The organism is Lacibacter sp. (assembly GCF_035299325.1).
Classification (GTDB): Bacteria; Bacteroidota; Bacteroidia; order Chitinophagales; family Chitinophagaceae; genus Lacibacter.
This window is the reverse complement of sequence record NZ_DATGWT010000040.1, coordinates 248,895-275,732: the sequence shown is the minus strand read 5'-3', so window position 1 is coordinate 275,732 and position 26,838 is coordinate 248,895. Positions and strand designations below refer to the sequence as shown.

The window sequence follows — 26,838 nt, the reverse complement described above, 5'->3', positions numbered from 1 at the left end:
CACTGGCGCATTCTATGATCATAATCAAATAAAACCGCAACAATTTTAGGCTGCAGCTTTAAATTTATTTAGATCAACAAAAGGGTTATTTCTATCTATTACTGCAAAGGCTCTGCTAACGATTTTGCATCTAATAGCATTCAGAACCGACATTTTGTTTTTGCCTTCTTTTACTTTTTTGTCATAGTAATCTTTTAATTCTGCATCTGTTTTTTTAGCAGACAGAGCAGCCATGTTAAGTAAAGATTTCATTTTCTTGTTGGCTAAATGACTAACTCTTGTTTTCTTTCTGATGCTGCTGCCTGAGCTGTATTCAAAAGGGGCTATGCCGCAATAGCAAGCAAATTTTCGCCAGTTTTTAAACGTAGTAAACGCATTTGTTGTTGCAATTAAATTGGCTGCGGTTTGTTTCCCAATACCAGGAACGGTAAGCAATAACTTTTCCTGTGTTTTAAATACCGGGTTTTTATCGATCAAGCCTTGTATTGACTTTTCTACAGCCAGTAGTTGTTTTCGCAGCAGTTGAACCGTTTTCTTACTGTGCATTAAAGTTGTTTTTAAAAGTACGGCAGGAAGAAACTTTTCATTCTCTCTTGTTGCTTTAAAAGCTACAATTGCTTTTATCAATTTTTCTCTTTCCGCCAATAGCAACCGCAACTCTATAAAGTCATTTTCAGGAAGAACAGATAATTTCAAAAGATGCAAATGGGCAACAGCATATAGAGCAATGTCTTTTGCATCTGCACTGTCATTCTTTCCTCTGCTGATTCCTTTAGCCCTTTTAATTTGCAAAGCCGATTCTACCCAATAATCAAACTGATTTTTCTGTAACCAATAACAAAGTGGCATTGAATACACACCTGTATTTTCCAGGCAAAAAAGTGTTTCAGCCTTTGTAATATTACTTTTTTTAAGTGCAGCTAATAGTTGCCTGATCCCTTTTTCGGTATTTGAAACAATACCAAATTGATGCTGCGAAGAAGTGGCATCAGAAACAATACAATAGTCCAATTTCTCTTTAGAAACATCAATTCCGACAAAAAACTGATAATTCTTTTTCATAACTTTAATTTAAGCAATAAAGAAAAGGTTGAAGTGCATTAAAGCCTTTAATAGACCTGTAAGTCTAACATTCTATTTGATGCTTTCAACCACAATGTCAAAGGGATAAGCAGAGGACTAATGCGCCAGATAAGCCTAAAAACTTAGCAAGTCTCAAAGTTCACCTCTGCTTTTCCTTTGAAAAATTAATCTCATTTCATCTTAAATCAAAGTAAAGGCAGGTCTCTAACCTGTGTCCAGTCGTTACAAATCTAACCACATCATACAATTCCAAATTAAGTAACGGATAGGTACAGGTCGGGAGACCTGCACCAGTAAAAGAACCCACCCCCGAACTATGTTCCTAACCTTCGCAATGCTTGGTTACCTCCAAGGAGGGGATAAAGGCCACACTCCGCTACATCAACAGATCTTCGCTATTTTAAAAATTTTATAGTCGGACAACATGTTTTTAAGTTAGCAGCGCTACGTGATTTGCAGAAATAGCAATGCAGGATGCAGCAGGATAGCTTAGCTGTCGTGAGCCTTAAATTTACATGCTGGTTTCAAAGGATTGCATATGGTTAGACTGCTGTCCTGCTGTTGTATTATTTTTCTCTTTCTTGTAACTGTTTGCAGGGCACAAACCAATACACTGTCGGTATCTGAAAAGCCTTCTTCTTTTTCCTTATTTACTTTTTGTCGGCCGGGGTCTTGTGTAACCGACCCCGGGAGTTAGAATATATAAATCACCGGGGCTGCTGCGTGAGACCCCGGGCGGAAAATTTTTTTAATGAATATTTAAGTGGGATCTCTAAGAATTTAAAATGAAACTTTATACCTTCTTCACTCTAAAAAAGCAAACCAACATGAAAAATTTATGCCTGCGATTATGTTTCATTATCATTGTTTTCTATTCCTGCAGTAAAGAAGCTCTTGATGCAAGTGCAACAAACAGTATTCCTAAAATTCCGGGCAACATTCAATCAGCGCCGACTTCGGCAACAATTTATAATCCCATAGTTGGGAAATGGGAAATAGGCATGTTTAAAATTTTATGTGTTGGCGTAAGAGACACGACGGTTTACGCAAACGAGAGAGGTGATTTTGTTGAATTTCGTAAAACAGATACAGCGTTTTACACGTTTAATACAACAAATGCAACAGGTTGGTCGCCTTATAGAGTTTTAGATTCCTCCACATTTATATTGAATGGTGATACAATGCGCATTATTTCTAATGATGGGGTTCGGTTAACAACTTACTCTAAAACGTTAAATGGCGGCAACCAGCAGTGGATGACTTATAAAAAAACGATCAATTAAATAGATAGCTGCCGCTCACAACTGCTTTTTTTCCATCGGCCCGGGGGCTGGTGTAACCGACCCCGGGAGTTAGAATATATAAATGCCGGGGTCCACTGCGTGAGACCCCGGGCGAACGAAATTCCAAAAATTAAACAACAACATTCGATACATGAGCATGATTGCCAATTTACTTCGGGTTACAAGAGCGGAGCTTGAAGACTATTTAAACGACAGCTCTTTACTGGAGAGCAGAATTTATAATGATGAGACTGACGAAGAAGACCCCAATTTAGTTGACATCGATCAATCATGGGACGGCATCGTTTTTCTATTAACCGGACATAGTTTTGAGAATAATACAGATCCATTAGCGAAGGTGTTATTCAGCGACCAGGTGATAGACGAAGAACAGGATCTTGGATACGGGCCGGGGCAGTATGTTACAGCCGAACAGGTGAAAGAACTGCATGAACAAATTGCAACCATTTCAACCGATGAGCTAAAGAAAAGATTTGATGCCGGTAAAATGAAGGAGGCGGGCGTTTTTCCGGATGTGTGGGATAACCCGGATACAGTTGATTACCTGATTGAGTATTTTGAAACCATTAAGGAAGTGTATGCACTGGCGACTAAAAACGATGAAGCAATTATTACGTTTATAAATTAACGTCAATAACTAAATTTAATTTCGTCCGTATGATCCGGGGCGAAAAATCAATAATTATGGACGAGACAGTACAAGCTACACAAACAACGATCAATGATTCCTATAAAAAGTTTGTTCCGGTAATTACTTATATCTGTTGCCTGGTAAGCGTTATTTTATTTATCGGTATCAACCTGGAAGAACAGCTTGATGATTGGACTATTTATGCGAAATGGGGCGCACCTTCTTCCACCGATATTTTTAATGGAAGCTATTGGGGACTTATCAGTTCCAATTTTCTACATGTTGAAATATGGCATATCGCTTTTAACCTTTACTGGTTGTGGATTTTTGGAAAGAAAATTGAATTTGAAAGTAATAAAGGGTTTTATGTACTGCTGATTTTATCTTCTGCATTCGTGAGTTCCATAACACAGCTTTCATTTACTGACTCAACGGGAATCGGGCTGTCAGGAATTGGCTATTCTCTTTTTGGGTATATTCTTATCAAGGGTAAATCCGATGATGCGTACAAAGCCTATCTTGATAAAAAAACAATCAGGCTGTTTTTAATTTGGTTGGTGCTATGCATTGTATTAACACAGTTTAAGTTATGGGAAATTGGAAATGCCGCACATGTGGGGGGAATAATATGGGGGATGTTGATTGCTTTTATCACCAGGTTTGCTTCTTATAAACAATGGCTTATTGGCGTTGCAGTGATCCTGGTTTTAACTTCATCCCTATTCTGGAATCCTTTTTCAACTGCATGGCTTTCTCATCAGGCTTACGAACTTCATAAAAATCAAAAGGCTGATGAAGCGATGGAGGTATACAAAAAGATCATAAGCAGGGATCCTGATAATGTGTTTGCAAAAGCTAATTTGAAACAACTTGAAATTCACAAGCTGGCTGAAAAAGCGTTTGAATTTCATAAGAATAAAAAGTACAGGGAAGCAAGGCAGATTTATAACCAGCTATTAAAATTTGATTCAACTGACCAGTGGGCGAAAGATAATTTGAACATGCTTCCGGTTGAATAGGTTCTTTCGTTAACGCCCCGGTTCGTGTCTCACGAACAGGGAGGGAATAATAATCGGTTCGTGAGACACGAACCATGGCAGTAGCGTAACCAAACGAACCACGACGAGTCCCTTTCAGGAGACTCGTCTGAGAAATAAAGGATATTTAAATCCTGGGGTCCACTGTGTGAGACTCCGGACGGAGGGAAATAAAAAGAAACAGCATTTACTATGAAACGGCTTACTCCCGATGAAGAGAATAAGTTTCTGAAACAAAAATTAGCAAACGAAAAGAAGATCAATGCTGCCTTACAGGAGGAGATTGAACTGCTTCATTTCGAGATTGAACGGTTGCGTCGTAATGCGGGCATTGAGAAGGTTTTGGGAAGTTTCCAGTCGAAAGCGTTTGCTGCTGCTGCTGCCGATTTGCTTTTAGATCCTGCGCCAATGGAATTACTGTGCAGTGGTGAAAAAGCTGATACGTCGGAAACATACCTGGTGCGACTAAGTGATGTACTTGCCATCCATAGCAGGAAGCGACCTAAGGATATTTTTTTGAAGAAGGCCATTCGCCCAAGATCAGGAGGCAGGGAACAGGTGAAAATAACGTTTGATAAAAACGATATTAATTTTGATGAACTACTGACAGCAATTCAACGGGGGAGTAACTATTTGTTAAGGGTGCATAATTCTTTTGCCGTTCATATTTTCCATTACGTGTTCAGCAAGAAAAAAAAGTTTGTATTGCATGAGCAGTTACAAACTGATGAAAACAGGGACGTGCATGAGATACCGATTGATTCGAAGTTTGACCAGGAGTTGTATCATACCCGTCTTTTTGAAATTGATAAATTATTTCAGCATCAATCTTCCTATCAACTGAGCCTGCAAAAAATTGAGGAGATCAATGAACTGAAACAAGAGCTGGGTATTGCCTAGCTGAGGCATCCTTATTTTCCCGATTTGTATTTCCTGTTACTTGCATAGCTGTTACATAAAAAGGCTTGCTGTTACATTGGTGTTTGCCGGTTGTTTTCTCTTTGTGAATTTTGGTGAAAAATAAGTTTATGGCAAAATCAGTTAGCAGGCCGCCAAATGGCCCAAGTACAACAGGTAAACCTTCCGGCGGGGGAAGGGGAAATAATCCTCCGGCGCCACCCAAACCGGGTAATACTTCAAAACCGAAGCGTTAGAAGATGAATTGATCGGGCTGTTAAAAACAGCCCTGTTTTTTACTGCTAAAAAAATAAAACTGGATATATGAAACAATTGAAAGTAAAAGAATTTGATAATGAAAACCTGTTGGTAGATTTTGTAAACAGTAGTCAAATTAAAAGAGAAGATATCGTTTTAATTGAACGGATAAGAGGGACGGTTGTTTACAAGCTTTTTTGGTATTAAACATTGAGAGGTGCCATAAAACAGGGTATTTAAAAAAATAGTAAAGGTGCTAACAACAGCGGTGGATTCCGCTTCCTATATCCGGCATTACTTTCTATCTTGGCAAGCAAAGCCCCAAAAACCTCTTTTTAAACTGTTGTTTTATTATGAGAATGTTCCGCACTTATTTGCTTTGTCTTTTCACTATTGCGATTGTTCTTGTGCAATGTGATAAGCCGCCGATTATACCCAGAAAGAATGTGTATGTAACCGGCATGGAGTTTCATTATTACGGCACAGACTCCGCATATACCATTGCAAAACTTTGGGTAAATGGAGTGGCGACTGATCTCAGCAGAAAGCCAGACATGGCAGAACCTAGATCCATTGCTGTTTCAGGTAAAGATGTGTATGTGGCAGGAACAACCTATTCCTTTACAAAGCCTTCCAGAGCAACACTATGGAAAAATAAAGTTGCCACTTATTTGGGCGGTGATGATTCACAGGCTTTTAGTGTGAGCATATCAGGTAAAGATGTTTATGTGTCGGGTAGTATTTTTATTAACGGGAAGATCTTTGGAGTAGTATGGAAGAATGGAGTAGTCTATTATCAGTCGGATGATTATCTTTTCTTCTGGAATATATTTGCATCGAACAAGGATCTCTTTTCAACCGGATCTATATTCGTAAACGGTAAATGGGAACAAACTGTTTTTAAGAATCAACAACCACTATACCAAAGTTTATCACCGAAAACATCTGAACTGACTTCTGTCTTTGTTTCTGGCAATGACGTATATACAACCGGTGTTTCTGACGATTATGTTGTTGGCAATTTTGCTTATGTCTGGAAAAATGGGGTTCCCACCAGGCTCAGCACTACGAGTGCGTCTGCAAACGATGTATTTGTTTCCGGAAAGGATGTATATGTAACTGGATTTTCAACCGGAGGGTGCTCGCTCTGGAAGAACGGCCAGTTGCTTCCAATGGAACACAGCATATCGAGTGAAGGATATTCTGTATTTGTATCAGGAAAGGATGCCTATGTTGCGGGAACTGCATTTATTGAAGCGAATAATTATTCTGAAGTGCCTGCCTTATGGAAGAATGGAAAGCTTACGCTGCTCCCCATTAACTCGAAGACGGGGTTTGCAACTTCTGTTTGTGCAGATTAGGTTTCAAATTGATGATATGTCTGTACATAGCCTGGCTCAAATACCAATCAATGGATGACTTAGATAACTTGCCCGATCCTGATACGTTAGCTGAAGGGATCGTTGAAAATTCAGAAGCGGGGTTGGAAAGTTTTAAAGCGATTATTGCGAGTTTGAATAGTAAAAACGAAAGATTTGGAGCATATAAATTCCGAGGTACATAGTGTGAGACTTCGGCAAACAGAAGAAATTACCTTATACAAATGAGAAAACACATTCATTTTTTTATCATCATACCATTTTTCCTGAGTTGCGGTAACGATCAGTTTGGAAACCAAACCGGGTTAGATGAATTGGGTCATGATACAACCTCAGACACTTATACAGTAACTCCGGAAGACCCATCATTTAATTTAGCTATCGCTAAGGCAAGACAAACAATAGATGAATTTGACCAGGCTTTAGAAAGTAGCAATTCTTCCTATACTGATTTTGCAGTTAAAAAAAGATTTCTGACACCAGATGATGGCGGGGAGCATATGTGGGTTGCAGGAATCATTCTGGTGAATGGAACTTATAAAGGATTTGTAAATAACGATGCTGAAAAAACACTTGAAGTAAAATACGGCGACACCGTAATTGTTCGTAAAGATGAAATTACCGATTGGATGTACTTAGACAACAATGTTTTAAGGGGTGGTTATACAATTCGGGCAGTGCGAAATAAATTGAGCAAGGATGAGAGAATTAAAATGGACAATGATTTGGGCTTTAAAGTTGAAGATTGAGTTGATTGGTTGTGATATGTGATTTTTCGGCCGCCCCAGGGCCTCGTGTAACCGATTCAGTGAATCAGCATATATAAATCCCGAGGCCAATCGTAGCGCACCTTACGCAAGCAGAATATGAAAAATCAAAATAATTGGCAAGAATATATCAATGCTTTGCTGACCAAAAACGGTCAGTTTAAGCTCATTGATACGAACGAAAAAAATAAAAGTACGTTAGAGTTTTACAAGCAGCAATTGGGTGATAATGAGACGGTGATTAAAGTAGGTTATCTCGAGGGTGACCGACTTATTACACTAGATATCACAAACCCCAAAACACCCGGCCACAATGCTGAACAGCTTGAGTATTTCTATGAAAATGACTTTGAGCAAAGAGAAAAAATCAGATTTGTAAAAGTGGGGCTTCCGTTTATTGAGGTTAATATTGACGCTATCAATCAGATTTTAAAATCGGGATTAAATGGAACTGAAACAAAGTACTTCATTCATGGCAGGTTACAGTTTTCCAAAGTGAGCAAGCCAATGGGGTACAACCAGGAACTCTGCAGCATGACACACTATTTTTCAGACAAAAACTTTTGGATTAGAGTTGTTAAAAAAATCATTCGACCAAGACCAAACTATATGATTGAAGAAATAGATTTAAGGGATGTGTTTGGTGGAGTGAAATGACCATCAGATGGAAAATCAGCACATGAGAATTGTCTTTATTCCCACAGTTATCGTTCTGTTATGCACACTTATAAAGTTTATGAGGTTGCTTTTTTTTAATTCGTTTCCAATTCATTTCTTTAATTCCAAAAGATGAAACTAACCAGCATTCTATTCGCACTTATTTTAACCACATTTGCAGGTAAAACGTCATTTGCTCAAGAGAAAGAGGAAAAAATTAAGTGGGCACCAAACCCCGAAATGATTCCTCCCCATTTTGATCCTAACAAACATGTTTTGCTGGTATTGCAATTGCCCAAACTTAGAAACCCTGAAAAAGTGCATGCAGCCGGTACAAAAGATATTGATGATGCCTTTAAAGCTAATTATACGGGTTATCAGTATGTGATGATTTCGCCGGCTGATTTAGAGGATGGAAATTCGAAATACAAAGACACATCGGTTTACCGGTTTGTGCTATACAATACCGGGGTTAAAATAAGCAGGATAGATGGTGGTTACACATTGCGCACCGATCCAAGTACGGGATTGACGATGCGTACATCCAATCCTCCCGCTCGAGTTGGGCAAACAATTGTTGATTTTTACATGCACGACCGGGTAACAAATGAGAACTATGTAAGAAGTGGCCGACCTACCAGTTTTATTAAAATGACGTTGCGTCCTATTATTTTAACGATGGCTCAGCAAGGAAGGAAAAAGAAAGCTGCTTAATTTTTAAGCAATCTCCCTTTCAGATAACATTGCTGCGAAGCAAGGAAACTAAAATATATGCCCACTTCCAAAATCCTACTCTTGTTAATTACCTGTATATGGTTACATGCATCTGTTGATGCACAGCAAGCTGGCAGTAAACCAACTCCCAACTCAATACGATCAAGGGCGTTTACGGAAAATGCCAGGGCGATCGATTCAATCCAATCCACCAATGAAACAGCAAATGCCGGCAGAAGGAATCATGTTTCAGCACCCCTTACAGGTGCAAAGCTAATTCGCAAAGAAAATAATCCAAAGCAGGCCATCGGGCAGCAACTCGTTCCAAACTATCTGTTGAATAACCAACAGCAAGCGACTTCTTTCAGAACCAATGCCATTTGCTATACCATCTCCGGAAGAAATTTTTTGAAACAAGATTCGCTGGTACTTTATACAAATGACGCCTGCAAGACAAAAGATGGCAACGTGATTGTAACTGGTGAATTTGGGGAATACACACCCTACCTGATAGAGAGCGGTGGCTATTGTATTAAAACGGATATTGAAGGTAACGTGCTATGGGCAAAGCTATACGACAGTATAGAAGTTGGCGGAACCGATTACACCTATTATACCAGAGTAATTGAATTAGCCAATGGCTCTATCTTACTTGCCGGGAGAACAAAAAACAAAATTTCCGGTAACGACGATTTTGTGTTGACCAAACTGGATAATAACGGAAACCTCATTTGGCTGAAAACTTATGAAGCGAGGTTATGGCAGGGTTTTAATGGCAGCGGAGATTCTTTTCCGCTAACCGATCTTGAAGAAGACCCGGCAACTGGTGCTATTTATTTTACAGGCGGTCTTTGGGGAGGTATCAGTTGTGTAACAAAAGTTTCCTCTTTAGATGGAAGTATTTCCTGGAGTAATGGTTATGACGGGTACGATAGTGAACAACCTTTTGGCATTGTTATTAATAGCGATCACGTGTTGTTGTTTGATCTTGTGAATGGTTATTATAACCAGAGCTATGTTCAAGTGACAGCACTCAATAAAACGAATGGTGACACCTTGTTTACCAAATCGATCAGCCAAACAGGTGACGCATCGCTGGCCCGTTTATACAGAGGTACCCAAGTGGTGAAGTTGAACAACGGGCATTATCGTTTATGCGGGCCTACCACCCGGTATTTTCAGTTTCCGGCTTTTACCGGAACAATCGATCTTTTTCATGCGGGTGTAATAGACCTGGATGAGAACCTCAATTTTGTGAAGGCCTGGGGGTTTAAAAACCGGCTGGAGGCCAATGGCTGTAATACAAAGATCAGTTTGTTCCCTGATGGGAGTGGCCTTTTTACAATGCTGGATTATGTGAGCAGTTATAACGCTGAAACTATTATTTGCCTGTTCAGGGATGACCAGATCTATCATCAGCGAAAGCGACTGCATGCCAATGAAGGGATACCCTATGAGCCGGCAAGTCTGCAACTTGCTGATGGTGGTTTTTTGAATATAAAATTGATGGGAGACAGTACTAAAACCGGCGACCAAGGTTCACGAATTGACTACTACCGTATTCATACTTCAGATACAGCATCTTTATGTATTGGGTTAAAGGATTCATCCACCACTGTTTATTATTTTAATTTTGAGCCGGCGAACAGGCGAATTAATTCAGTGCTTCCGAATATCTTCAGGGAAAGCCGGGTTAAGAAATTCGAACAATGGAACTTTTCGCTTCATCCCGATCCTGCCTGTGTGGTGGTTTCTAATTGCGATACGTTGGTTCTTCGTTCAACTGCTACTACCATATGCCCGGGCAACAATGTTACGATCACGATTGGCAAGAATAAAGCATGCGGCAGCCTTGTTCCATTGGAATATGACAGCAGTTTCGTGAGCCAGGTAACTAAACTAAACGACAGTACTTACAAATTTTTCTTTAATGCACCGGGCAAGGGTTATATCAATGCAAGCTTGATGGGTTGTCAACTCATGAAGGATTCAATTTTCATAGAAGTGCTTCCGGCAGTTTATTCGTTGGATATTGGAGCCGATACAGTGATTTGTCCAGGCAACCAGGTTGTACTAAAAGCAGGCAGCGGTTTCGCTTCTTATCAATGGCAGGATGGATCTGCTGATTCCATTTTCACGGTTACTACTCCCGGAACTTATTATGTTACGGCAATTAATGGTTGCGGTACATCTTATTCAGATACTGTTATTGTGAAAGATCATCCTCCTATTCCTTTGAGCATTGGCCCGGATCGAAACAAATGCAACAATGACACTCTTCAGTTAAACGGGCCTGCAGGATTTATCAGTTATAGCTGGTCGCCCGGTTATCAAGTGAGTGCTACGAATACACAAAACATTATTGTCAATCCAACTGTTGATACGTCTTACTTGCTTAGAGCAGAGTTAACGCCGGGTTGTTTTGCTTTCGATACAGTTCGGGTTGCTGTGTTTCGTTCGCCGCCAGTTAATCTTGGAGCTGATACGAGTTTTTGCGAGGGAGATAGTATCGTGTTAAATGCTGGTGAAGGGTTTACGCAATACAACTGGAGTAGTGGAAGCAACACCCAACAGTTGACAGCATATGCGGCAGGCAATTATTCTGTTGAAGCTATTACTGTCGAGGGATGTAAATCATTTGATACGATTCGTATTGTGAATGTATTCAGGAATCCGGTGGTTGGTCTTAATTCTGAAAGTGCCATTTGTAGCGGTAGCAGTAAACTGTTGGATGCAGGTAGCTTTGCTGCGTATTTGTGGAATGATGGCAGTACAGCAAGAACCTTAGCGGTGAATCAAACGGGAGCGTATTATGTTACTGTAACCGACAATAATGGTTGTGTTGGCTCCGATACAACAAGCATAACGTCGTTACTCCCTCTTCCTGCCAATTTTTTACCAGCTGATACATCCATTTGTACCTACGATAAATTAACCTTGATATCTGAGCAAGGGTTTCGCTCTTATTTGTGGGATAATAATTCCGTAAACAGCAATGTTACTATTACTAAGCCGGGATTATATTGGCTTACTGTAACCGATCAAAATGGTTGTGTTGGAAGTGATAGTGTTCTTGTTGCTCCCAAAGATTGTCTTACTGGTATTTATGTTCCTAATGCCTTTACTCCCAACAACGACAATCTTAATGATGTGATTTATCCCATCATTGGTGGTAATGTTGTTCAATATCAATTCAGCATTTTTAACCGTTGGGGCAAAATGGTTTTTACAACAACCGAACCAGGAAAAGGATGGGATGGAACGTTGGCCAGTTATCCGCAAGGTCCGGGAATGTTTACATGGAAATGTACTTATCAACTGGAAGGCAATAAGCCACAAGTAGCGAAAGGATTTGTGATGTTGATTCGTTAAGTTTTTTCAGGAGGCTTGACTTGTGAAATTGATATTGAAAAGATAATTTTATCTGCGGGGCGTGCAGAAAGTAAAACCCAACAGATTCAACCACGATAGAATATTGGTAAACAGAAAAAAAACGCACAACACAATGAGCAAAATATTGACTTTTATCCTGGCGCTTTTAAGTTTAAGTGTTTCAGGACAAACTAATCCGACGGCCGAAGCTCAGCCAATTGTTGCAGAGGGAAAGCTTTTGTATAAATCTGAAATGGCTTCATGGTACGGAACAGACTTGTTTTTGGAAAATTATAAAAACAGAGAAAATGTTGGCGGTTACTTTTCATATACCAGCAGCAATGTGTCAACATGTGTATTCTTTTCAAAAGACGACAAGCCAAAAATAATAGGGACTATCTCATTTGATAGTACATATAATACAAAGACAGCAGATGTGAATTTAACAGTGCGGAATTTTACAGAGATAGAAAATGACCTGTATGAAATCAGAAAACTCGCATTGGCAGAAATTGGCTCTGATACTCTTTTTAAATCATACAACAACAGCAATCTAAACTTAATTCCATTAATCAACGGTCAGGAAAAGAAGGTTTTTGTTTTGACAGGACCAAAAAACAGTGGCGTTGTAATATTTGGAAACGACTACTTGTTGACTTTTGATAACAACAATAAACTTATTACAAAGAAGCAGCTTCATAAGAATATAATTCCTGTTTATTATGGCACAAAAGAGGAGGAGGGAAAACAAACGGTTGGTGCTATGCACAGTCATTTGCCTGAAACAGGACAATTCATGACTGCAACGGACATCTGCACATTAATGCTTTATGGGAAGTTTGCTAAATGGGAGCAGCATATAGTTGTTTCAGAAAAGTATATGAATATCTGGAGCTGTAAAACAGAACAGCTCACAGTAATTCCAAGGGACGTGGTTGATAAAATAAATAAAGACCAGGAAAAACGAAACAAAAAAGATAAAAAGAAAAAGGGAGAATAATCAGCAATGCACCAGAGGCATGGTGCTACTCAATAGAAAAATGTGTTATGAAAATAGTCAAAATTATTCTTGCATTATTGCTGATATATGGGATAGGTGAAGAGTACATTAACGCAAGCAAACAGCTTTTCTCTTTTTTTGACCCCGGAATTATAGTAGTTGTTTTGCTCATGCTTACTCTTTGTGCCTGGCTTCTTGGGAGTGGTATCTCTAAAGAAAAATTCCAACTAAAGTCCTGGAATTTTTTGAAATATTTCGGGTTGACTTTTATTATGTTCATTCTGGTTGCTTTTGTAAGTATGGCTACTTTTAAATTTCCTCCTGAAATTGTAAATGTGAACGGGGTGAACGTGGATATTGCTGAGTTTATGAATGGCAGCAAAAAAATTATTCCTGACGAAAAGCAGCGCCGGCAGTATTGCGTTTGTGTGGTAACAAAGCTGACTGCAGATAAAGACCTTGCTGAAAAATATCAAACTGAATTTGAAAGTGGTAAATTCTCAAATATCATTATTGAAATTCAAAATGGTGCAAACACCGACAAATACCGATTGCAAGAGTGTGCAGGTTCGGTAACAGATGTGCAATGGACACCTGATTTTGAAAAGGGGGTGAGACGAAATCTTATGAAGCAACTATCCGACTTACAAATATCTTCAACCAACGACATAAATGTCTATTGCGAATGTCTTGTAGAAGAATATAAGAAAGTCCCAATAAACGAATTGACAAGTGGAGAGTTTCACCTTTCCTTGAATGGAATGAAAATTGACTCGATATGTAACCTTAAAAGTAAATTGAAATAAACCCTCCGGTAGTACGGGAATTTACACAACTTCGACAGGGGCTGTCAGGTATTCCGAAATTCAGCATATATAAATACCCAGATATCTAACGTGAGAACCCGGGCGGGCAGAAAGTTATATACAGTAACTACTTTCAAACTAATCGTTAATGAAAAATATTATTCTACAGCTACTTGTATTCGTTGCAACTTCCCTGACAAGTTTTGGGCAGGACAACTATTTAGAGAAGGGCAATGCATTTTTGAATAATGGTAAGTTTGAAAAGGCAGAGAAAACTTTTAGAGAGGGTATTAAATTGGATTCGACAAATTTAATCTACCAATGCCAACTTGGACTGACTTTGATAGAACAGAAAAAATTTTCAGAAGCTGAAAATATACTTGAAAAAATTCTAACCAGTGATTCAAATCATGTTGGAGCAATTTGGTACAGCGGCATTGGGCATTTCAAAAACGGGCAAGACAGGAAAGCAATTATGCGCTTTGAAAAAGCCCTGACCTTGCTTGATAAAAAAAGCGGGCAATATTATGGTGCAAATTGGTTCATTGGGAAAAGCTATTCTATTTTACTTAAAACTGAAGGTCTTTCGTACGAGGAAACAGACCGCATGTTTGAATGTTATGAAGAGTATTTAAGACTTCAACCAAACGCTGACGATGCGGCCCAAATTAAAGAGTATGTTGAACGTAAGAAGAAAAGAAGACCACCAAGCAATGTACTAAAATGGGTGGATTTGTAAAGGAACAATTTGGTGGAATAGATTTTAATGATGTAACGGACGATTACCTGGCGTAAAGGTCAATTACTTGCTGATTAAGATAAGCTTCCCGATCCTGATACATTGGCAGAAGAGATCGTGAAGAATTCAGAAGCAGGATTGGAATGTATTAAAGCGATTATAGGGGGTTGAACAGAAAGCGGTAATATTCCCATTGAACCTGGGGTCCACTGTGTGAGACGCTGGACGGACAAATACGTTATCGGACACAGGAAGCTTTATACCACTCGCAGCAGCAACAGCAGATGAAGCGTTGCAACCGGTATTGCAGGAAGGAAGAAAAGAACTGGCCTTTATTTATGAAAGTAAAGAGGCTGGCTAAAAAAAGCAGCCTCTCCAAAGAATTACACGATTAGTTGGAGCAGGGTGGCGAATAAATGACAGCAATAAATGCATGTTTTCGTTCCGGACTCCGCTATTTAAAAATTGTGAAAATAAATTTCCGAACCCGTTATGCTTAGCATCCTGCCCAGGCTGTTGACCAGTTTCTTGGTTTGCAGTTTTCTGCCCCTGCAGGGATTTCATTTGCGCAGGCCATCCAGCATTCTGTAAACGTATAGTCGGGGGGATCTGCATAGGTGCAACCGGAACAACCTTCCACCGTGTAAGAAGATTTACAGACATATTCTATTTCTCCATTACAGGTGCTCATTGGACCTCCCATAACAAATTTTTGCTGTTCTCTTGAAAGAACAATCCCAAAACCCGGATTTAGTTTCATTGGTTTTTGTTTTTGGTATGAAAAAACTTATTTCAATCTGAAAATACTTCGATGTAATGAATAATACAACAGAACCATGGTTGTAAAAAACAACCACTGCCTGATGCTAGGAAGTGCTTTTGCATGTGGCGGGCATTTGATGCCTCATAAAGGTTTCAATTGGTTTTTACTATTATGACTTTCCTGCATGCTTTCAGAAGATAAGAGATGAAACAATTACCCGCAGATTTCTGCATCATTCAGCAGTTTGTATTGTAAACTCAATCGATGCTATGTTACATTAACGTTTTATCATTTCATACAATTTTCCTGTGAACCGTTCGATCAAACGCCGGTTATTGGTTATTACTTCGGCTTTTGCATGCAGGTTGTTTCTGAAATAAATCTGCTTTCCCCTGTTTGTGATGAGACTACCCGACGGCAACTCAACTTTTACCAGGAAACTATCCGATCTTCCCGGGAGCGGGCTGATATAACTGAGTTTACCAGTCAGGTAGCCAAACTCTTCGGAAGGGTAGCCATCATAATACAATAAGACTTTCTGATCTAATGCGAGTTTACCGATACCTGCCTGACCGGCTTTTAATTCTGCATAATAGTTTGATGAAAGAGGCTGTACAAAAAACAATTCTGTTCCGGAGGAAACAAACTGATTCTCCTGCAGAAAACCAGTATAATACAGCTGCCCGCTTTGCGGAGCTGTGATCACAAATTGTTTGATCCATTCCTGCGTGTTTGCTTTCAAAACAAACAGAGCCGACTGAAATTTAATCTTAAGATCAAATACATATTTATCAAGTTCGAGCAGTTCCTTTGTTTTATTATGACTGTTAATGGAATTGCTCAATAACTGGCTGTTCATTTGCTCAAGCCCTTGTTTTTTTTGCAGCAGTTTTCCTTTCTCCTGGTTTAGTTCTAAAGGTGCCAACACTTTTTGAGATGTTAGTAATTCTTTGGCTTTGTATTCCTGCTGTTGCAAAACAAAATCGGAATCAAGTAAACTGTTTTGTGCCAATAAGCCTTCTCTTTGTTGTTGCAATAGATTAAGATCGACCACCACTGCCTGTTGTTTTTTTTGATAATAGCCGTTACCCAATGCATCACGAAGTTCTTTCCATTGAATCCTGAACTGTTCATAATCAGCCTGTAGTTCGCCCAATGAAAAAAACAAAGGCAGGGGAGCGTTGATAAATTGCTGCAAACTGTCACCGGCGATAATTTTTTCAGATGAGGTAATCCAGTTGTTTAACAGCAGGACTTCGTTGTGTTTTGCATTGCTTTGTAAAAATGCTAATGGTTGTCCTTCGACCACGTTCTCTTCATTGCTCACCAGCAGCTGTTCAATTTTTCCATCGGTACGAGCTATGGCATGTTTGGGCCCGTCGATAGCAGCAAGCCTGCCGCTTGCCCGGATAATATCGGGGTATTGAATAAAAAAGGTGGTTGCAAGAATGAACACAAATACAAAAAAGAATAAAAGATTCCCTTTGCGAATGATCCAGTGCGGTTGATAACTAATGATCTCCTGCACTTCGTTGCTCAGCAATTGCTGGTGTTGTATGGTGGATGCAGCAGGCATATCAGTTCCCCAGTTCTAATTGATTTTTTACCAAGGTATAATACTCGCCACGCAGGGCAACGAGTTGTGCATGAGTGCCGCATTCAGTTACGACGCCTTTGTGGATGACCACGATCTGGTCGGCATGTTTGACCGTGCTTAAACGATGGGCAACAATAAGTACTGTGCGGCCTTTAAAAAAGGAATGGAGATTGTTGATGATAACTGTTTCATTATTGGCATCAAGACTATTGGTGGCTTCATCAAAAAATAAAAACAGGGGATCACGGTAAACAGCTCTTGCAATGAGGATGCGTTGCTTTTGACCCATGCTGATGCCGGAGCCTTCTGCACCGATTTTTGTATTGAAGCCTAAGGGCAGTTCTTCGATAAACTCTTTACAATTAGCAACCGTTACTGCATGGTAAAGTTGCTCCATATTAATTTTATCTGCACCGACAGCAATGTTGCGGGCAATGGTATCGGAAAAAATGAAACTCTCCTGCATGACAACGCCGCAATGAGATCGCCAGGCTGCATGACTGATGTTAGCAAAAGAAGTGTTGCCCAATTTAATTTCACCCTGTTGGGGTGCATAGAATTTCAACAACAATTTCAGTAGAGTTGTTTTGCCGCTTCCGCTGGTACCAACAATAGCAGTGGTTTTTCCCCGTGGTATCTGAAGGTTGATATTTTTTAACACCGCATCATTTCCAGCACCCGGATAGGTAAAACTGATATTGGCGAGCTGAATGCTTTCTCTGCCATTAAGCGAAAAGCTATTTTCAATATGACCGCTAACAGGTACATTGTTTTTCGGTTGTACGGGATCGTTAGCTGATGCGTACATGAGATCATTGTATGCAGATAAATCATTTGTTGTATGCAGCACATCAGCAGAAGCGCCGACAATTCTGCGTTGGAAAGCCAATGGTAGTTCTTTTAATAAATGCTGTTGTTCCGGCTCTTCATCATCGATGGTATGAATTTCATTTAAACGATCCATGCTGATCTTTGCATTTTGCCAGCTTTGTAAAAAACCGATAAGTTGTTCAACAGGGCTGTTTAACTGACCGATGATGTATTGTACAGCCAGCATACTGCCCAGTGTCATTTGCCCATCAATAACAGCTTTAGCAGAAAAGAACGTAATGAGAATATTTTTGCCTTCGTTAATGAAAAATGCACCGCTTTGCTGCCATTGATTTAACGAAAGACTTTTAACGCTGTAGCGAAAAAGTTTTGCCTGCAGGCGTTCCCAGTTCCAACGCATGGGCCGCTCTGCATTGGCTAATTTTATTTCCTGCATGCCCTGGATGAGCTGGATGGTGGCACCCTGTTCCTGTGCGGCAATTTCAAAACGTTTATAGTCGAGTTCTTTTCGTTTTTTTAAGAACAGCACCACCCACCCGCCATACAATATACTGGCAATGGCAAATACAAAAAAAATACCTGTATTAAATACGGCCAGCACAATTGAAAAGATGAGCAGGTTAACCAGAGAAAATAATACATTGATGGACGAACCTGTAAGAAATGATTCAATCCGTTTATGATCATTCATGCGCTGCAACAAATCGCCCGTTTTTTTACTATCGAAATAAGCTAGCGGCAAACGCATGAGCTTGATGAGAAAATCAGTAAGTATCGAAATATTGATACGGGTGCTGATGTGCAACAGGATCCAGCTGCGTACAAACTCTATGCAGAGCCTGCCGGCAAACAAGGCTAACTGTGCAAGCAGTACAATGTAAACAAAATGGAGGTTGCCGGTATGGATACCGGTATCAACCACGCTTTGGGTTAAAAAGGGGAGTATTAATTGCAGGATACTGGCTACGCCCAATCCTAAGAAAAGCTGGATAACTAATTTTTTATACGGAAAGATGTATTGAAAAATACGTTGAAAGCCCAGTGTTGATTTAGCGGTTGTTTGATTGACAGCATCGTCTTCCTGTTGATAAAAAGCAGGTGTGGGTTCGAGTAAAAGTGCAATTCCTTCTTCTTCACCATCTTCTTTATTACTGATCCAATGTTGTAAGAATTCCTGTTTCGTATAGGTAATTATTCCGTTTGCGGGATCAGCAATAATAAACTTATTTCCCTTTGATTGTTGCGGTACCGCCACCACAAAATGATTTTGATTCCAATGCAAAATGGCAGGCAGCAGTGCCTCTTGCGTTAATTGCTGATAGGTAATTTTAACAGCGTTGGTTCGAAAGCCGATTTGCTCAGCAGCTTCACTGATACCTAATAAATTTACACCTTCTTTGCCGATTTGTGTTTTATCACGAAGTGTTTGAATCGAAACATTTTTCTGATAATGTTTGCAGACCATGGCCAGGCAGGTAGGGCCGCAATCCATGGAGTCTTGTTGTTGGAAAAAATAAAATGACACTGTGGCTTAGTTTAAAAGTGTACTACTCTGCAAGTTGCTCATCAGGTTTCCAGAAGGTATGCGCTGTGAAATTTATCTAGACTGCACTTTTTTTGTGCATTAATCTTTTATAAAATCCTCCAGCTTTTCTATATCTATGTCTGTGGCTACAATGTAGCCATCTTTATCAATCAGCAAATTAGTAGGGTATTTATATAAGGAAATGTTCTTTTGCGACTTTACCCCATCATAATCCCAATAGCTTTTCCAGGAAAGATGCTGTTTGGCAAAACGGGCCTTTGATTCTTTAAATATTTCCCGGCTATCAGTATTTATAGAAATGATATTCAGTTTATTTTTTACCCTGCTCATTTTTTGATTAAGTTTTTGCATATCCACATAACAAGGTTTACAGCCGGCAAACCAAAAGTCTAACAGCGTATATTTTCCGGAATTTAAATTTAAGCGAACGGACTTCCCTTGTTCATTTATTACATTCATGGCAACAAACTTCTTTCTATCCAGGTATTGCTCCTTGAAATAGGAAAAAGCTTTCGTTGACTTAATAGTTGTATCGAAATTCTCTGCAATACTTCTCATTTCAGGGGAAAAGCGATAATTAAACATTTGATCGATTAATGCATAAAGAGCAACAAAGGATGTTGGATGCTGACTGACATAGGCTTGAAACTTTTGCATAGGTATTTGTTCCCCAATATGCTTTACACCCATTTGTTCTAAAAAAAACTTATGCTCCATTTCTATCTTAGCATTACTTTTTAACTGACGAGCTTTATTGTTAACAACAATTTCTAATTCATTTAAACCGGTATCTATGAAAATTAACTGGTTAAACCCGTTAAGGTTAAATACTCTAATTGCAGTTGGGTATAAAATTTTATTTTCAAATTTGTACAATCCACCGATGTAAGAAGCCGAATCACTTTTGAACAAAGCAGCTTCATATTGGGCCAAATAATAAGCCTCACCAATGTGTAATGTGCCTACGTTTGTATCAGAACTCTTTACAGTTATCTTAAAATTATAGGCTGGTTGACAATGTAAAATATTATTACATAGAAAGCACATGATTATTAATAACCTCAAAAAGCGCATAGAAATCTGTATTAATTCAATTTTTTAAATAAGATATGGAATGGTTTTAAAGCCATTCCATATCATTTATGATTAAGACATATCACAATACTTTGCTGTCTTATTGCCGCAAGTTGAGTTAGTACACTTTCCTTTATTCACCCGGGCACAATCATAATCTTCTGTGCAACTTAAGCAGATAGGTCCTGACCCGTCTGTAAATTCTTCAGCTACGTTTCCTCCCATAAAGAGTTTCTGCTCATGTTTGGGTAATCTCTTACCTAATAATTCAAACTTTTTCATTTAAATTTTACTTTTTAATTTAAAAAATCATTGCTTCTCGTTTAAGCCCGTGAACGCAGTAATGGCCGCCCGCAGGTTGCATTTGCAACTGCAACCTTTAGCCTTGCAGGCTTTCTTTCCAAGGCTAAGAGGAAAGAAATAAGTTCAAGTCTTTTACATTGTAATTTTCCGGCAACTGGTATCCATTAATAAAAATAGTGGGTGTAAACTCTATCTTCATTTCATTGCACCAATTATACATTGATTCGATCTTTTTGTCCTGTCTTTTCAATTCTCCATTCATGGGATATTTTGCAGCAAAGACCTCGTAATCTTTTTTATCCGACATGTACCAGCTGTCCAACGCCTGTTCAATTAATTGTTCATTGTGAGATTCAGCAATACCAAGTAAATGTTTGACTGGTTTATTTCGACTATCATTCTCTTCAGGTCCTGGTGTAAAAATAATCTGCACGTTGACATCGGAATTATTGCGGAGTAACTGATGTATTTCAGGGTGAACCTTTGCGCATGGTCCGCAATAAGGATTGCAGACTTTTACAATTGTATGTTTTGCCTGTGGGTTTCCCAAGATTATGCCCAGTCCATCTGTTGAGATCGTTATTTTCTTTTGTTTTTCAAGCAACGCTTCAAAAATCCGGCTATCGTTTTTTATCCGGTAAAAACGATTTTTGTATTCTTCAGCTTCTTTATTTTTTTTCAATAATGGTTTTACAAAATACCAAACCGATACCGGTATCAAAAATGCAATGATGAACAAGTTCATTACATCTGCTAACACAAACGATTGCAAATAGCCTGCGCTGATAAAAAAAGTTGCTTCCAGCAGTAATATTGCCTGTACGGCCAAACAAAGAGGACACCATTGTTTGGTAATGCGCCATTGGTAAAAAACGGAGAAAACGGTATAGGGTAGTGCAAAGAGATTGAGCCACGCAAGAGCGGGCAATGTTGTTGTTTTGCCCAGGATGAGGAACAACAGTGATCCTGAAAAATAAAAGAAACCGATTTCACTCCAACTGATTACGCCAAGCAATTTGGCTGCGCTTGATTGAAGCACCGCATTGCAATTGGTTGCTTTGCTGCTGTTACATACTTTTTGCAGGAATGGATTGGTCCGGTCAATATCGTACCACAGTAATAAAGCACAAACAACAACACCCGCCAGTTTCAATAGAAAGGGTGCAATGATTATTGTAAGTGAATGATTAACTGGTAGGAATGTAAAAAGCAAGACGACGCAAGATGCTGCTAAAAGCAATGGTGCTCTGTAGAGGTTTATTCGGTCTTTCTTTTTGTTTTGTTTAACATCAGGTTCGCCCGACTGTTCATTTTTTTCTGCAAGCAATGTTACGGTGCTCCATTTGTCCAGGAATTCTTCAACCGGAACCGTTACTTCTTTTGAAAGAGAATTTGCTTGCAGATAGGTTACGTTACTGTTGGTGACCTTTGTGACAGTAACAAAGCCGTTAGGTTTTCGTTGCAGGTGCGCAATAAACGGTACAGGCACTTCCTGCAATTTTTCCTTGTTGATCTGTAAAACAATATTTTCCGTTTTGTATTGATTTAACACATCGTGCAGGGATGCGATGCTTGGATAATCGGGATGCTGTTTGATAGCTTCTTTTACGCCAGTATAACTAAAGGGTATCTGGAGTTTGTGAAGCAATTGCTGTGTTACGCTTACAGCATTGTCATTTGAAAGGTTGGCAATCAAGGTAGAAATGTTTGAGACTAAACTCTGACAAAAACAGCAGTGCGCCAAATTTTCACAGTTGTAAAAAACAACCACACAGTTAAAACTTAAGTATAGAAAAAAAAGGTAAATATTGAAATGTTCTCTAATTTGAATTTCAAACGCTTAAGATCAACATGAACAACACTTTAAAACTTACCGGCGAACAATTGCGTTTTTTGAGAACCTTAAAAAGAGTAAAGCAACCCGTACTTGCTTCGAAACTGGGTGTGAAACAACAGGCGGTTTCTAAAATGGAAAATAAGGATTGTATTACTTGTGATAAAGTACAGCAATACCTGCAAGCGCTGGGTTTACAAATGGAAGAGGCATTAAAGCTTCTTGAATTGATGCCATCTGGGAACTGACTATTTGTTCTTTCAAAAGGCTGTCTAATGGTTTTGAGCAGCCTTTTTTTGTTATACAGTTAACCTAAATATTTGTCAGCTGTTCAAGTCAGATAAGTAAGAGTATTTTATAAAACAGGGCCTTTTGTTCTGAAGCAGGGCATTAACATTTTATAAATGGGTTCAGTATGTAAAATGTGGTAATAAAGAATTATAAAGTGTTTCGCTGCAGCTGCGAAATGCTGTTTAACAATCAGATGTTTGCCATCACTTTTTCGACGATTGCATCGCATCGTCTTAGATGGAAATGCAGAATATCTTCTGTATTGTAATAGTTACTGAGTAATCCTCTTAACATAGCTTTTGCCCGGTTGAGACGGACCTTTACATTGACTTCGTTGATTGCAAGACAGGCCTGGGTTTCGGCTACGTTCATGTTTTCAATTTCACGCATGACAAAAACGACCCTGTATATTTCAGGCAATTCCCGGATCGCTTCATCCAGGATATTTCTCAACTCGGTATTGAGCACTTTAGTAACGGGTGAGTGATGATGATTTGATTGCTGTTGCTGCATGGCAGCTTCAAGGTTGTCATCATTCATAATAATTGTTTTGTCTCTTCTTTTTATTCGTAAGAAACATTCATTGACAAGTATCCTCGTAAGCCATGTAGAAAAACTTGCCCTGAATTCAAATTTTCCCAAACTCTGATATGCGTTGATATAAGCGACCTGCATCGCATCTTCGACTTCCGTGTCATCATTGAGAATAGACATGCCTATTCTGTAAAGGCGTTGATTGTACCGTCGCACAATTTGTGTATACAGGTTCTTTTCACCACTAAGAATACCCTTCACCAAATCCACGTCAGAAATTGTAATCGTCTCATTCATCTCCCGGCTGTTCATATTTGACTTAAAAAATAGAGTAGATAAAATTTAAAAGGTTACAAAATTAACAGAAATATTTTTTGTAACCTTTTTCGTCGTGTTTTCTCTAATGATGTCTAAGGATAGTTGAAAGACGAAAAAAGCAAGTATAGAAATTTAAAAAAAGGAACGTATGAATGAACATGGAAGAGTAATCAGGTTTGCCGAAAATGAGCAGCCGGCAGAGAATATGGCGACGGAGCACTATGTGAGCAAGTACCTTGAAACAGCCTTAAGAGCTGATGCCTTCGATATGAATAATGAACAAAAGATTGATGTGATCGCCACACATTTCAGGGAGATCTTACATACGCTTGGATTGGATCCACGTAACCGGCCATCGATAACATTGTTTGAAAATAAATACAGGTATAATCAAATGCTTGTTGAAAAAAATATCAGCTTCTATTCAAATTGCGAGCATCACTTTGTTCCTTTTATGGGGAAGCTGCATGTAGGCTATTTTTCTTCAGGCAAAGTGATCGGGTTATCGAAGATACACCGTGTGGTGAAATATTATGCGAACAGACCACAGGTACAAGAACGGCTGACGGTGCAAATCAGCAAAGAGTTACAGGAAATTCTCGAAACCAAAGATGTGGCGGTGCTGATCGATGCTGCGCATTTATGTGTTGCATCAAGAGGGGTAAATGACAGCGACAGCAGAACGGTTACTGCATGCTATGATGGCCGTTTCCAAAATGAAGAAACAAAAAGCAATTTTCTGTCACTTATAAAGTAGCAGGAGGGAGGGGAGCTAATGCGGCAAACGAACTGTGTGATAACAAAAATTACCGGCGCTGTTGACCCTGGTCAGCAAAGTTAAAATAAACTTCCCCCGCATACCTGACACATGTTGTATGGCCAATAAAAAAACTCCCGATTGGGTAGCTTGAAATACAGCTGCGTTCAAAAAAAAATGTTGTTGAGAGATAGTTCTTGATAAAGACAGGATTGGTATCATTCAATTGGATGATGTGGAAATAGTGAGGAAACGTACAAATTTTTCTGTAACCTTTTATTGCTGCTTTACTCTAAACAGTACAAACATTATTTAAAAAAACGAAGATGAAAAAAAACAATGTGTTTAGAATGATCAGAACAGGATTTGCAGCAACGCTGATTTCTCTGTCAATAGCAGGTTACGGACAGCAAACAACCGAACTAAGTGATCCTGAAGTTGCTTCTGTAGCCGTTGTAGCCAACCAGATTGATATAGAGTATGCGCTGATTGCTTTAAGGATTTCAAAAAATGCAGAGGTTGTGAATTTTGCCCAGACAATGGCAAATGATCATAAGGTCGTCATAGCGCAGGCGGTTGCGCTGGCGAAAAAACTGAAAGTAACGCCGCAAACAAATACCCTGACAAAAAGTTTGCTCGCTGAGGCCGAAACAGTTAAAAAACAATTGCTGGCTAAGAAAGGGAAATCATTCGATTTACTTTATATCAATAACGAGGTAAAGTACCATAAGGCAGTTATTGCAGCAGTTGAAACTGTTTTAATTCCTGAAACAGAGAATGCTGAGTTGAAACTCTTATTACAAAATGTGTTACCTGCTTTAATAATCCACCTTTCACATGCAGAAATGCTGCAAAAATTGATCAGTAAATGATAAAAGGACTAATCTTTCCAATAGATTGCAGGCTGCTGTTTTTTTTCCTGGTCGCACTGATAAGTTGTGCTGATGAAGAAGTAAGCAAGGGCGGGCAAACAGATGATGGCGTTGAACATATACAACAGGTACATTACGTGCGAATAAAGGGAATGCAGTTTTCGCCTGCTGAAATGTACGTGGGTAAAGACGATAAAATAATATTTACCAATAATGACCCGGTCGTTCATAATGTTACAGAAGAGACCTCTAAAAAATGGGCTTCTTCTGAACTGCAAACTTCGCAAAGCTGGGAATTAACTGTGATTGAATCAGCTGATTACTATTGCACATTGCATCCGGTTATGAAGGGGAAAATTATTGTACGCTAGCAATTGATCAGCAGTTTGGTTTTGATGTGACAAGAGCGTTGTTTCTACAGCGCTCTTTTACTAACGCATCCGATAGCTAACGCCATCTCAACGTCTGTAGAATTAGATTTTGCTCATTGCTAATTGGCGGGAGGATTTTTTTGGAATTGTACCAGGCGGAAAAATATCCTGACAGGATAAGCCTGTTCGGAATACCACAAACATTACAATCCAAAAGAAACAACGATGAAAGCGAGCAGCATTCAACCCGTTTTTTGCAGTGATGATGTTAATGAATAATTGTTCTGAACGTCAGATTGATTCTTGGTCTGATCCTGAGGGATGCAGGTGGCAGTCTGTGCAGCCAGTTTGTTTGCGTGGTACCTTTCATGACTAAAAGGCTGCCGTGTTCTAAAATAACTGCAACAGTTTCTTTGGTTGATTTATGCTTCAATAAAAACCTTCGTTCGGCACCAAAACTCAAGGAACCAATTGCTCCATTTTTCCGGAGATCTTTTTCTGCATCGCTATGCCACGCCATGCCTTCGTTGCCACTATTGTATAAATTAAGTAAACAGGAGTTAAATGTCTCCTTTGTTTTTTCTTCAATGATGGATTTTAATGCTAATAATTCGCTTGTCCAGGGCAGGGCCTGTTTCGTTGTATTTGAATAGCTGTATTGGAATGCGCTGTCGCCATACCAGGCAACCTTTCGCTTAGTAAGTATCATTTTCCCGTAAATAAAAGCCTGGTCGTTTTTCCATTCAATGGTATTTAACAGGCAGTTGTAATATTGATTTGCTTTGTCGACAGACATGATCTTGCCGTAATAATTTACAATGCCATCTTTCGGCAATAAATTTTTTAAACCCTCTTTTTCGTTACTAAATAGATCCATTTTTTATAAGCTGTTTTCATGCAATTTCCACAAGGGCGGAAATTATTTTTAATTGCTTCATTTTCTGATGCAAAGAAAACCCGGTTCGACTGTTTCATTCTTTTACCACTTTTACATTGCAAGGTTCCGTATATCTTTAATTTGCTGTTTCCTGCAAAACAATTTTTTTTTCTTTGATTTTCCTGCGTAGTTCTTTCTGATCAATATTGATGTGACGAACCATTGT

Annotated in this window: 28 protein-coding genes; 19 read left to right on the top strand and 9 right to left on the bottom strand. The window is 39.1% G+C overall.

Features of this window, described 5'->3' with window-relative positions; all coding sequences use genetic code 11:
• Positions 1-45: 45 nt before the first annotated feature.
• On the bottom strand, positions 46-1,062 hold the full coding sequence (locus tag VK159_RS21865) for an IS110 family transposase (RefSeq protein ID WP_324232303.1): 1,017 nt from the start codon (positions 1,060-1,062) through the stop codon (positions 46-48).
• An 848-nt stretch (positions 1,063-1,910) separates the two neighbouring features.
• Here VK159_RS21865 and VK159_RS21860 point away from each other — a divergent pair.
• The 15 genes from VK159_RS21860 to VK159_RS21790 all read left to right on the top strand — a co-directional run bounded on the left by VK159_RS21860 (position 1,911) and on the right by VK159_RS21790 (position 14,644).
• On the top strand, positions 1,911-2,366 hold the full coding sequence (locus VK159_RS21860; protein WP_324232302.1) for a lipocalin family protein: 456 nt from the start codon (positions 1,911-1,913) through the stop codon (positions 2,364-2,366).
• A 151-nt stretch (positions 2,367-2,517) separates the two neighbouring features.
• Complete coding sequence (locus VK159_RS21855; protein ID WP_324232301.1) at positions 2,518-3,015, top strand: YfbM family protein; 498 nt, start codon at positions 2,518-2,520, stop codon at positions 3,013-3,015.
• Between the two features lie 56 nt (positions 3,016-3,071).
• On the top strand, positions 3,072-4,037 hold the full coding sequence (locus VK159_RS21850) for a rhomboid family intramembrane serine protease (protein WP_324232300.1): 966 nt from the start codon (positions 3,072-3,074) through the stop codon (positions 4,035-4,037).
• A 210-nt stretch (positions 4,038-4,247) separates the two neighbouring features.
• Positions 4,248-4,955, top strand: a complete 708-nt coding sequence (locus tag VK159_RS21845) for a hypothetical protein (protein WP_324232299.1) — start codon at positions 4,248-4,250, stop codon at positions 4,953-4,955.
• Positions 4,956-5,083: 128 nt separating this feature from the next.
• Positions 5,084-5,209: a hypothetical protein gene (locus VK159_RS21840; protein WP_324232298.1), complete on the top strand. Its 126-nt coding sequence runs from the start codon at positions 5,084-5,086 to the stop codon at positions 5,207-5,209.
• A 67-nt stretch (positions 5,210-5,276) separates the two neighbouring features.
• Positions 5,277-5,417, top strand: coding sequence for a hypothetical protein (locus VK159_RS21835; RefSeq protein WP_324232297.1), 141 nt, complete (start codon positions 5,277-5,279; stop codon positions 5,415-5,417).
• Between the two features lie 146 nt (positions 5,418-5,563).
• Positions 5,564-6,571, top strand: a complete 1,008-nt coding sequence (locus VK159_RS21830; protein ID WP_324232296.1) for a hypothetical protein — start codon at positions 5,564-5,566, stop codon at positions 6,569-6,571.
• Between the two features lie 50 nt (positions 6,572-6,621).
• Positions 6,622-6,774, top strand: a complete 153-nt coding sequence (locus VK159_RS21825; protein ID WP_324232295.1) for a hypothetical protein — start codon at positions 6,622-6,624, stop codon at positions 6,772-6,774.
• 39 nt (positions 6,775-6,813) lie between these two features.
• Positions 6,814-7,338, top strand: coding sequence for a DUF2314 domain-containing protein (locus VK159_RS21820; protein ID WP_324232294.1), 525 nt, complete (start codon positions 6,814-6,816; stop codon positions 7,336-7,338).
• 117 nt (positions 7,339-7,455) lie between these two features.
• Positions 7,456-8,013, top strand: a complete 558-nt coding sequence (locus VK159_RS21815) for a hypothetical protein (RefSeq protein ID WP_324232293.1) — start codon at positions 7,456-7,458, stop codon at positions 8,011-8,013.
• A 132-nt stretch (positions 8,014-8,145) separates the two neighbouring features.
• Positions 8,146-8,727: a hypothetical protein gene (locus tag VK159_RS21810; protein ID WP_324232292.1), complete on the top strand. Its 582-nt coding sequence runs from the start codon at positions 8,146-8,148 to the stop codon at positions 8,725-8,727.
• Positions 8,728-8,784: 57 nt separating this feature from the next.
• On the top strand, positions 8,785-12,099 hold the full coding sequence (locus VK159_RS21805; protein ID WP_324232291.1) for a gliding motility-associated C-terminal domain-containing protein: 3,315 nt from the start codon (positions 8,785-8,787) through the stop codon (positions 12,097-12,099).
• Positions 12,100-12,160: 61 nt separating this feature from the next.
• Entirely contained in the window at positions 12,161-13,099 is a 939-nt protein-coding gene (locus tag VK159_RS21800; protein WP_324232290.1) for a hypothetical protein, read from the top strand.
• Positions 13,100-13,146: 47 nt separating this feature from the next.
• Complete coding sequence (locus VK159_RS21795) at positions 13,147-13,905, top strand: hypothetical protein (RefSeq protein ID WP_324232289.1); 759 nt, start codon at positions 13,147-13,149, stop codon at positions 13,903-13,905.
• Between the two features lie 148 nt (positions 13,906-14,053).
• On the top strand, positions 14,054-14,644 hold the full coding sequence (locus VK159_RS21790; protein ID WP_324232288.1) for a hypothetical protein: 591 nt from the start codon (positions 14,054-14,056) through the stop codon (positions 14,642-14,644).
• A gap of 496 nt (positions 14,645-15,140) precedes the next feature.
• Here the strand turns inward: VK159_RS21790 and VK159_RS21785 are convergent, their stop codons facing one another.
• The 5 genes from VK159_RS21785 to VK159_RS21765 all read right to left on the bottom strand — a co-directional run bounded on the left by VK159_RS21785 (position 15,141) and on the right by VK159_RS21765 (position 22,454).
• Complete coding sequence (locus tag VK159_RS21785; RefSeq protein ID WP_324232287.1) at positions 15,141-15,404, bottom strand: hypothetical protein; 264 nt, start codon at positions 15,402-15,404, stop codon at positions 15,141-15,143.
• A gap of 280 nt (positions 15,405-15,684) precedes the next feature.
• Positions 15,685-16,983, bottom strand: a complete 1,299-nt coding sequence (locus VK159_RS21780; protein WP_324232286.1) for an HlyD family efflux transporter periplasmic adaptor subunit — start codon at positions 16,981-16,983, stop codon at positions 15,685-15,687.
• Position 16,984: 1 nt separating this feature from the next.
• Positions 16,985-19,360, bottom strand: coding sequence for a peptidase domain-containing ABC transporter (locus VK159_RS21775; protein ID WP_324232285.1), 2,376 nt, complete (start codon positions 19,358-19,360; stop codon positions 16,985-16,987).
• Positions 19,361-19,459: 99 nt separating this feature from the next.
• Positions 19,460-20,455: a TlpA disulfide reductase family protein gene (locus VK159_RS21770; RefSeq protein WP_324232284.1), complete on the bottom strand. Its 996-nt coding sequence runs from the start codon at positions 20,453-20,455 to the stop codon at positions 19,460-19,462.
• 406 nt (positions 20,456-20,861) lie between these two features.
• A complete protein-coding gene (locus VK159_RS21765) occupies positions 20,862-22,454 on the bottom strand; it encodes a thioredoxin domain-containing protein (protein ID WP_324232283.1) in 1,593 nt (530 codons plus the stop codon).
• 155 nt (positions 22,455-22,609) lie between these two features.
• On the opposite strand from VK159_RS21765, the gene VK159_RS21760 reads away from it, so the two are divergent.
• Positions 22,610-22,840 (top strand): helix-turn-helix transcriptional regulator, encoded by a 231-nt coding sequence (locus VK159_RS21760; RefSeq protein ID WP_324232282.1) that lies wholly within the window; start codon positions 22,610-22,612, stop codon positions 22,838-22,840.
• A 232-nt stretch (positions 22,841-23,072) separates the two neighbouring features.
• On the opposite strand, the gene VK159_RS21755 is transcribed toward VK159_RS21760, so the two are convergent.
• Positions 23,073-23,714 (bottom strand): RNA polymerase sigma factor, encoded by a 642-nt coding sequence (locus VK159_RS21755; RefSeq protein ID WP_324232281.1) that lies wholly within the window; start codon positions 23,712-23,714, stop codon positions 23,073-23,075.
• A 169-nt stretch (positions 23,715-23,883) separates the two neighbouring features.
• On the opposite strand from VK159_RS21755, the gene folE reads away from it, so the two are divergent.
• The 3 genes from folE to VK159_RS21740 all read left to right on the top strand — a co-directional run bounded on the left by folE (position 23,884) and on the right by VK159_RS21740 (position 25,735).
• Positions 23,884-24,492 (top strand): GTP cyclohydrolase I, encoded by a 609-nt coding sequence (folE, locus tag VK159_RS21750; RefSeq protein WP_324232280.1) that lies wholly within the window; start codon positions 23,884-23,886, stop codon positions 24,490-24,492.
• 326 nt (positions 24,493-24,818) lie between these two features.
• Positions 24,819-25,364 (top strand): DUF4142 domain-containing protein, encoded by a 546-nt coding sequence (locus VK159_RS21745; RefSeq protein ID WP_324232279.1) that lies wholly within the window; start codon positions 24,819-24,821, stop codon positions 25,362-25,364.
• Positions 25,361-25,735, top strand: a complete 375-nt coding sequence (locus tag VK159_RS21740; protein WP_324232278.1) for a plastocyanin/azurin family copper-binding protein — start codon at positions 25,361-25,363, stop codon at positions 25,733-25,735. Before VK159_RS21745 ends, VK159_RS21740 begins: the two co-directional genes overlap by 4 nt.
• Positions 25,736-26,003: 268 nt before the next feature.
• On the opposite strand, the gene VK159_RS21735 is transcribed toward VK159_RS21740, so the two are convergent.
• Positions 26,004-26,612 carry an alpha-ketoglutarate-dependent dioxygenase AlkB family protein gene (locus VK159_RS21735; protein WP_324232277.1) on the bottom strand — a complete coding sequence of 203 codons (609 nt, stop codon included), beginning with the start codon at positions 26,610-26,612 and terminating at the stop codon, positions 26,004-26,006.
• Positions 26,579-26,734: an Ada metal-binding domain-containing protein gene (locus VK159_RS21730; RefSeq protein WP_324232276.1), complete on the bottom strand. Its 156-nt coding sequence runs from the start codon at positions 26,732-26,734 to the stop codon at positions 26,579-26,581. Before VK159_RS21730 ends, VK159_RS21735 begins: the two co-directional genes overlap by 34 nt.
• Positions 26,735-26,838: the final 104 nt, after the last annotated feature.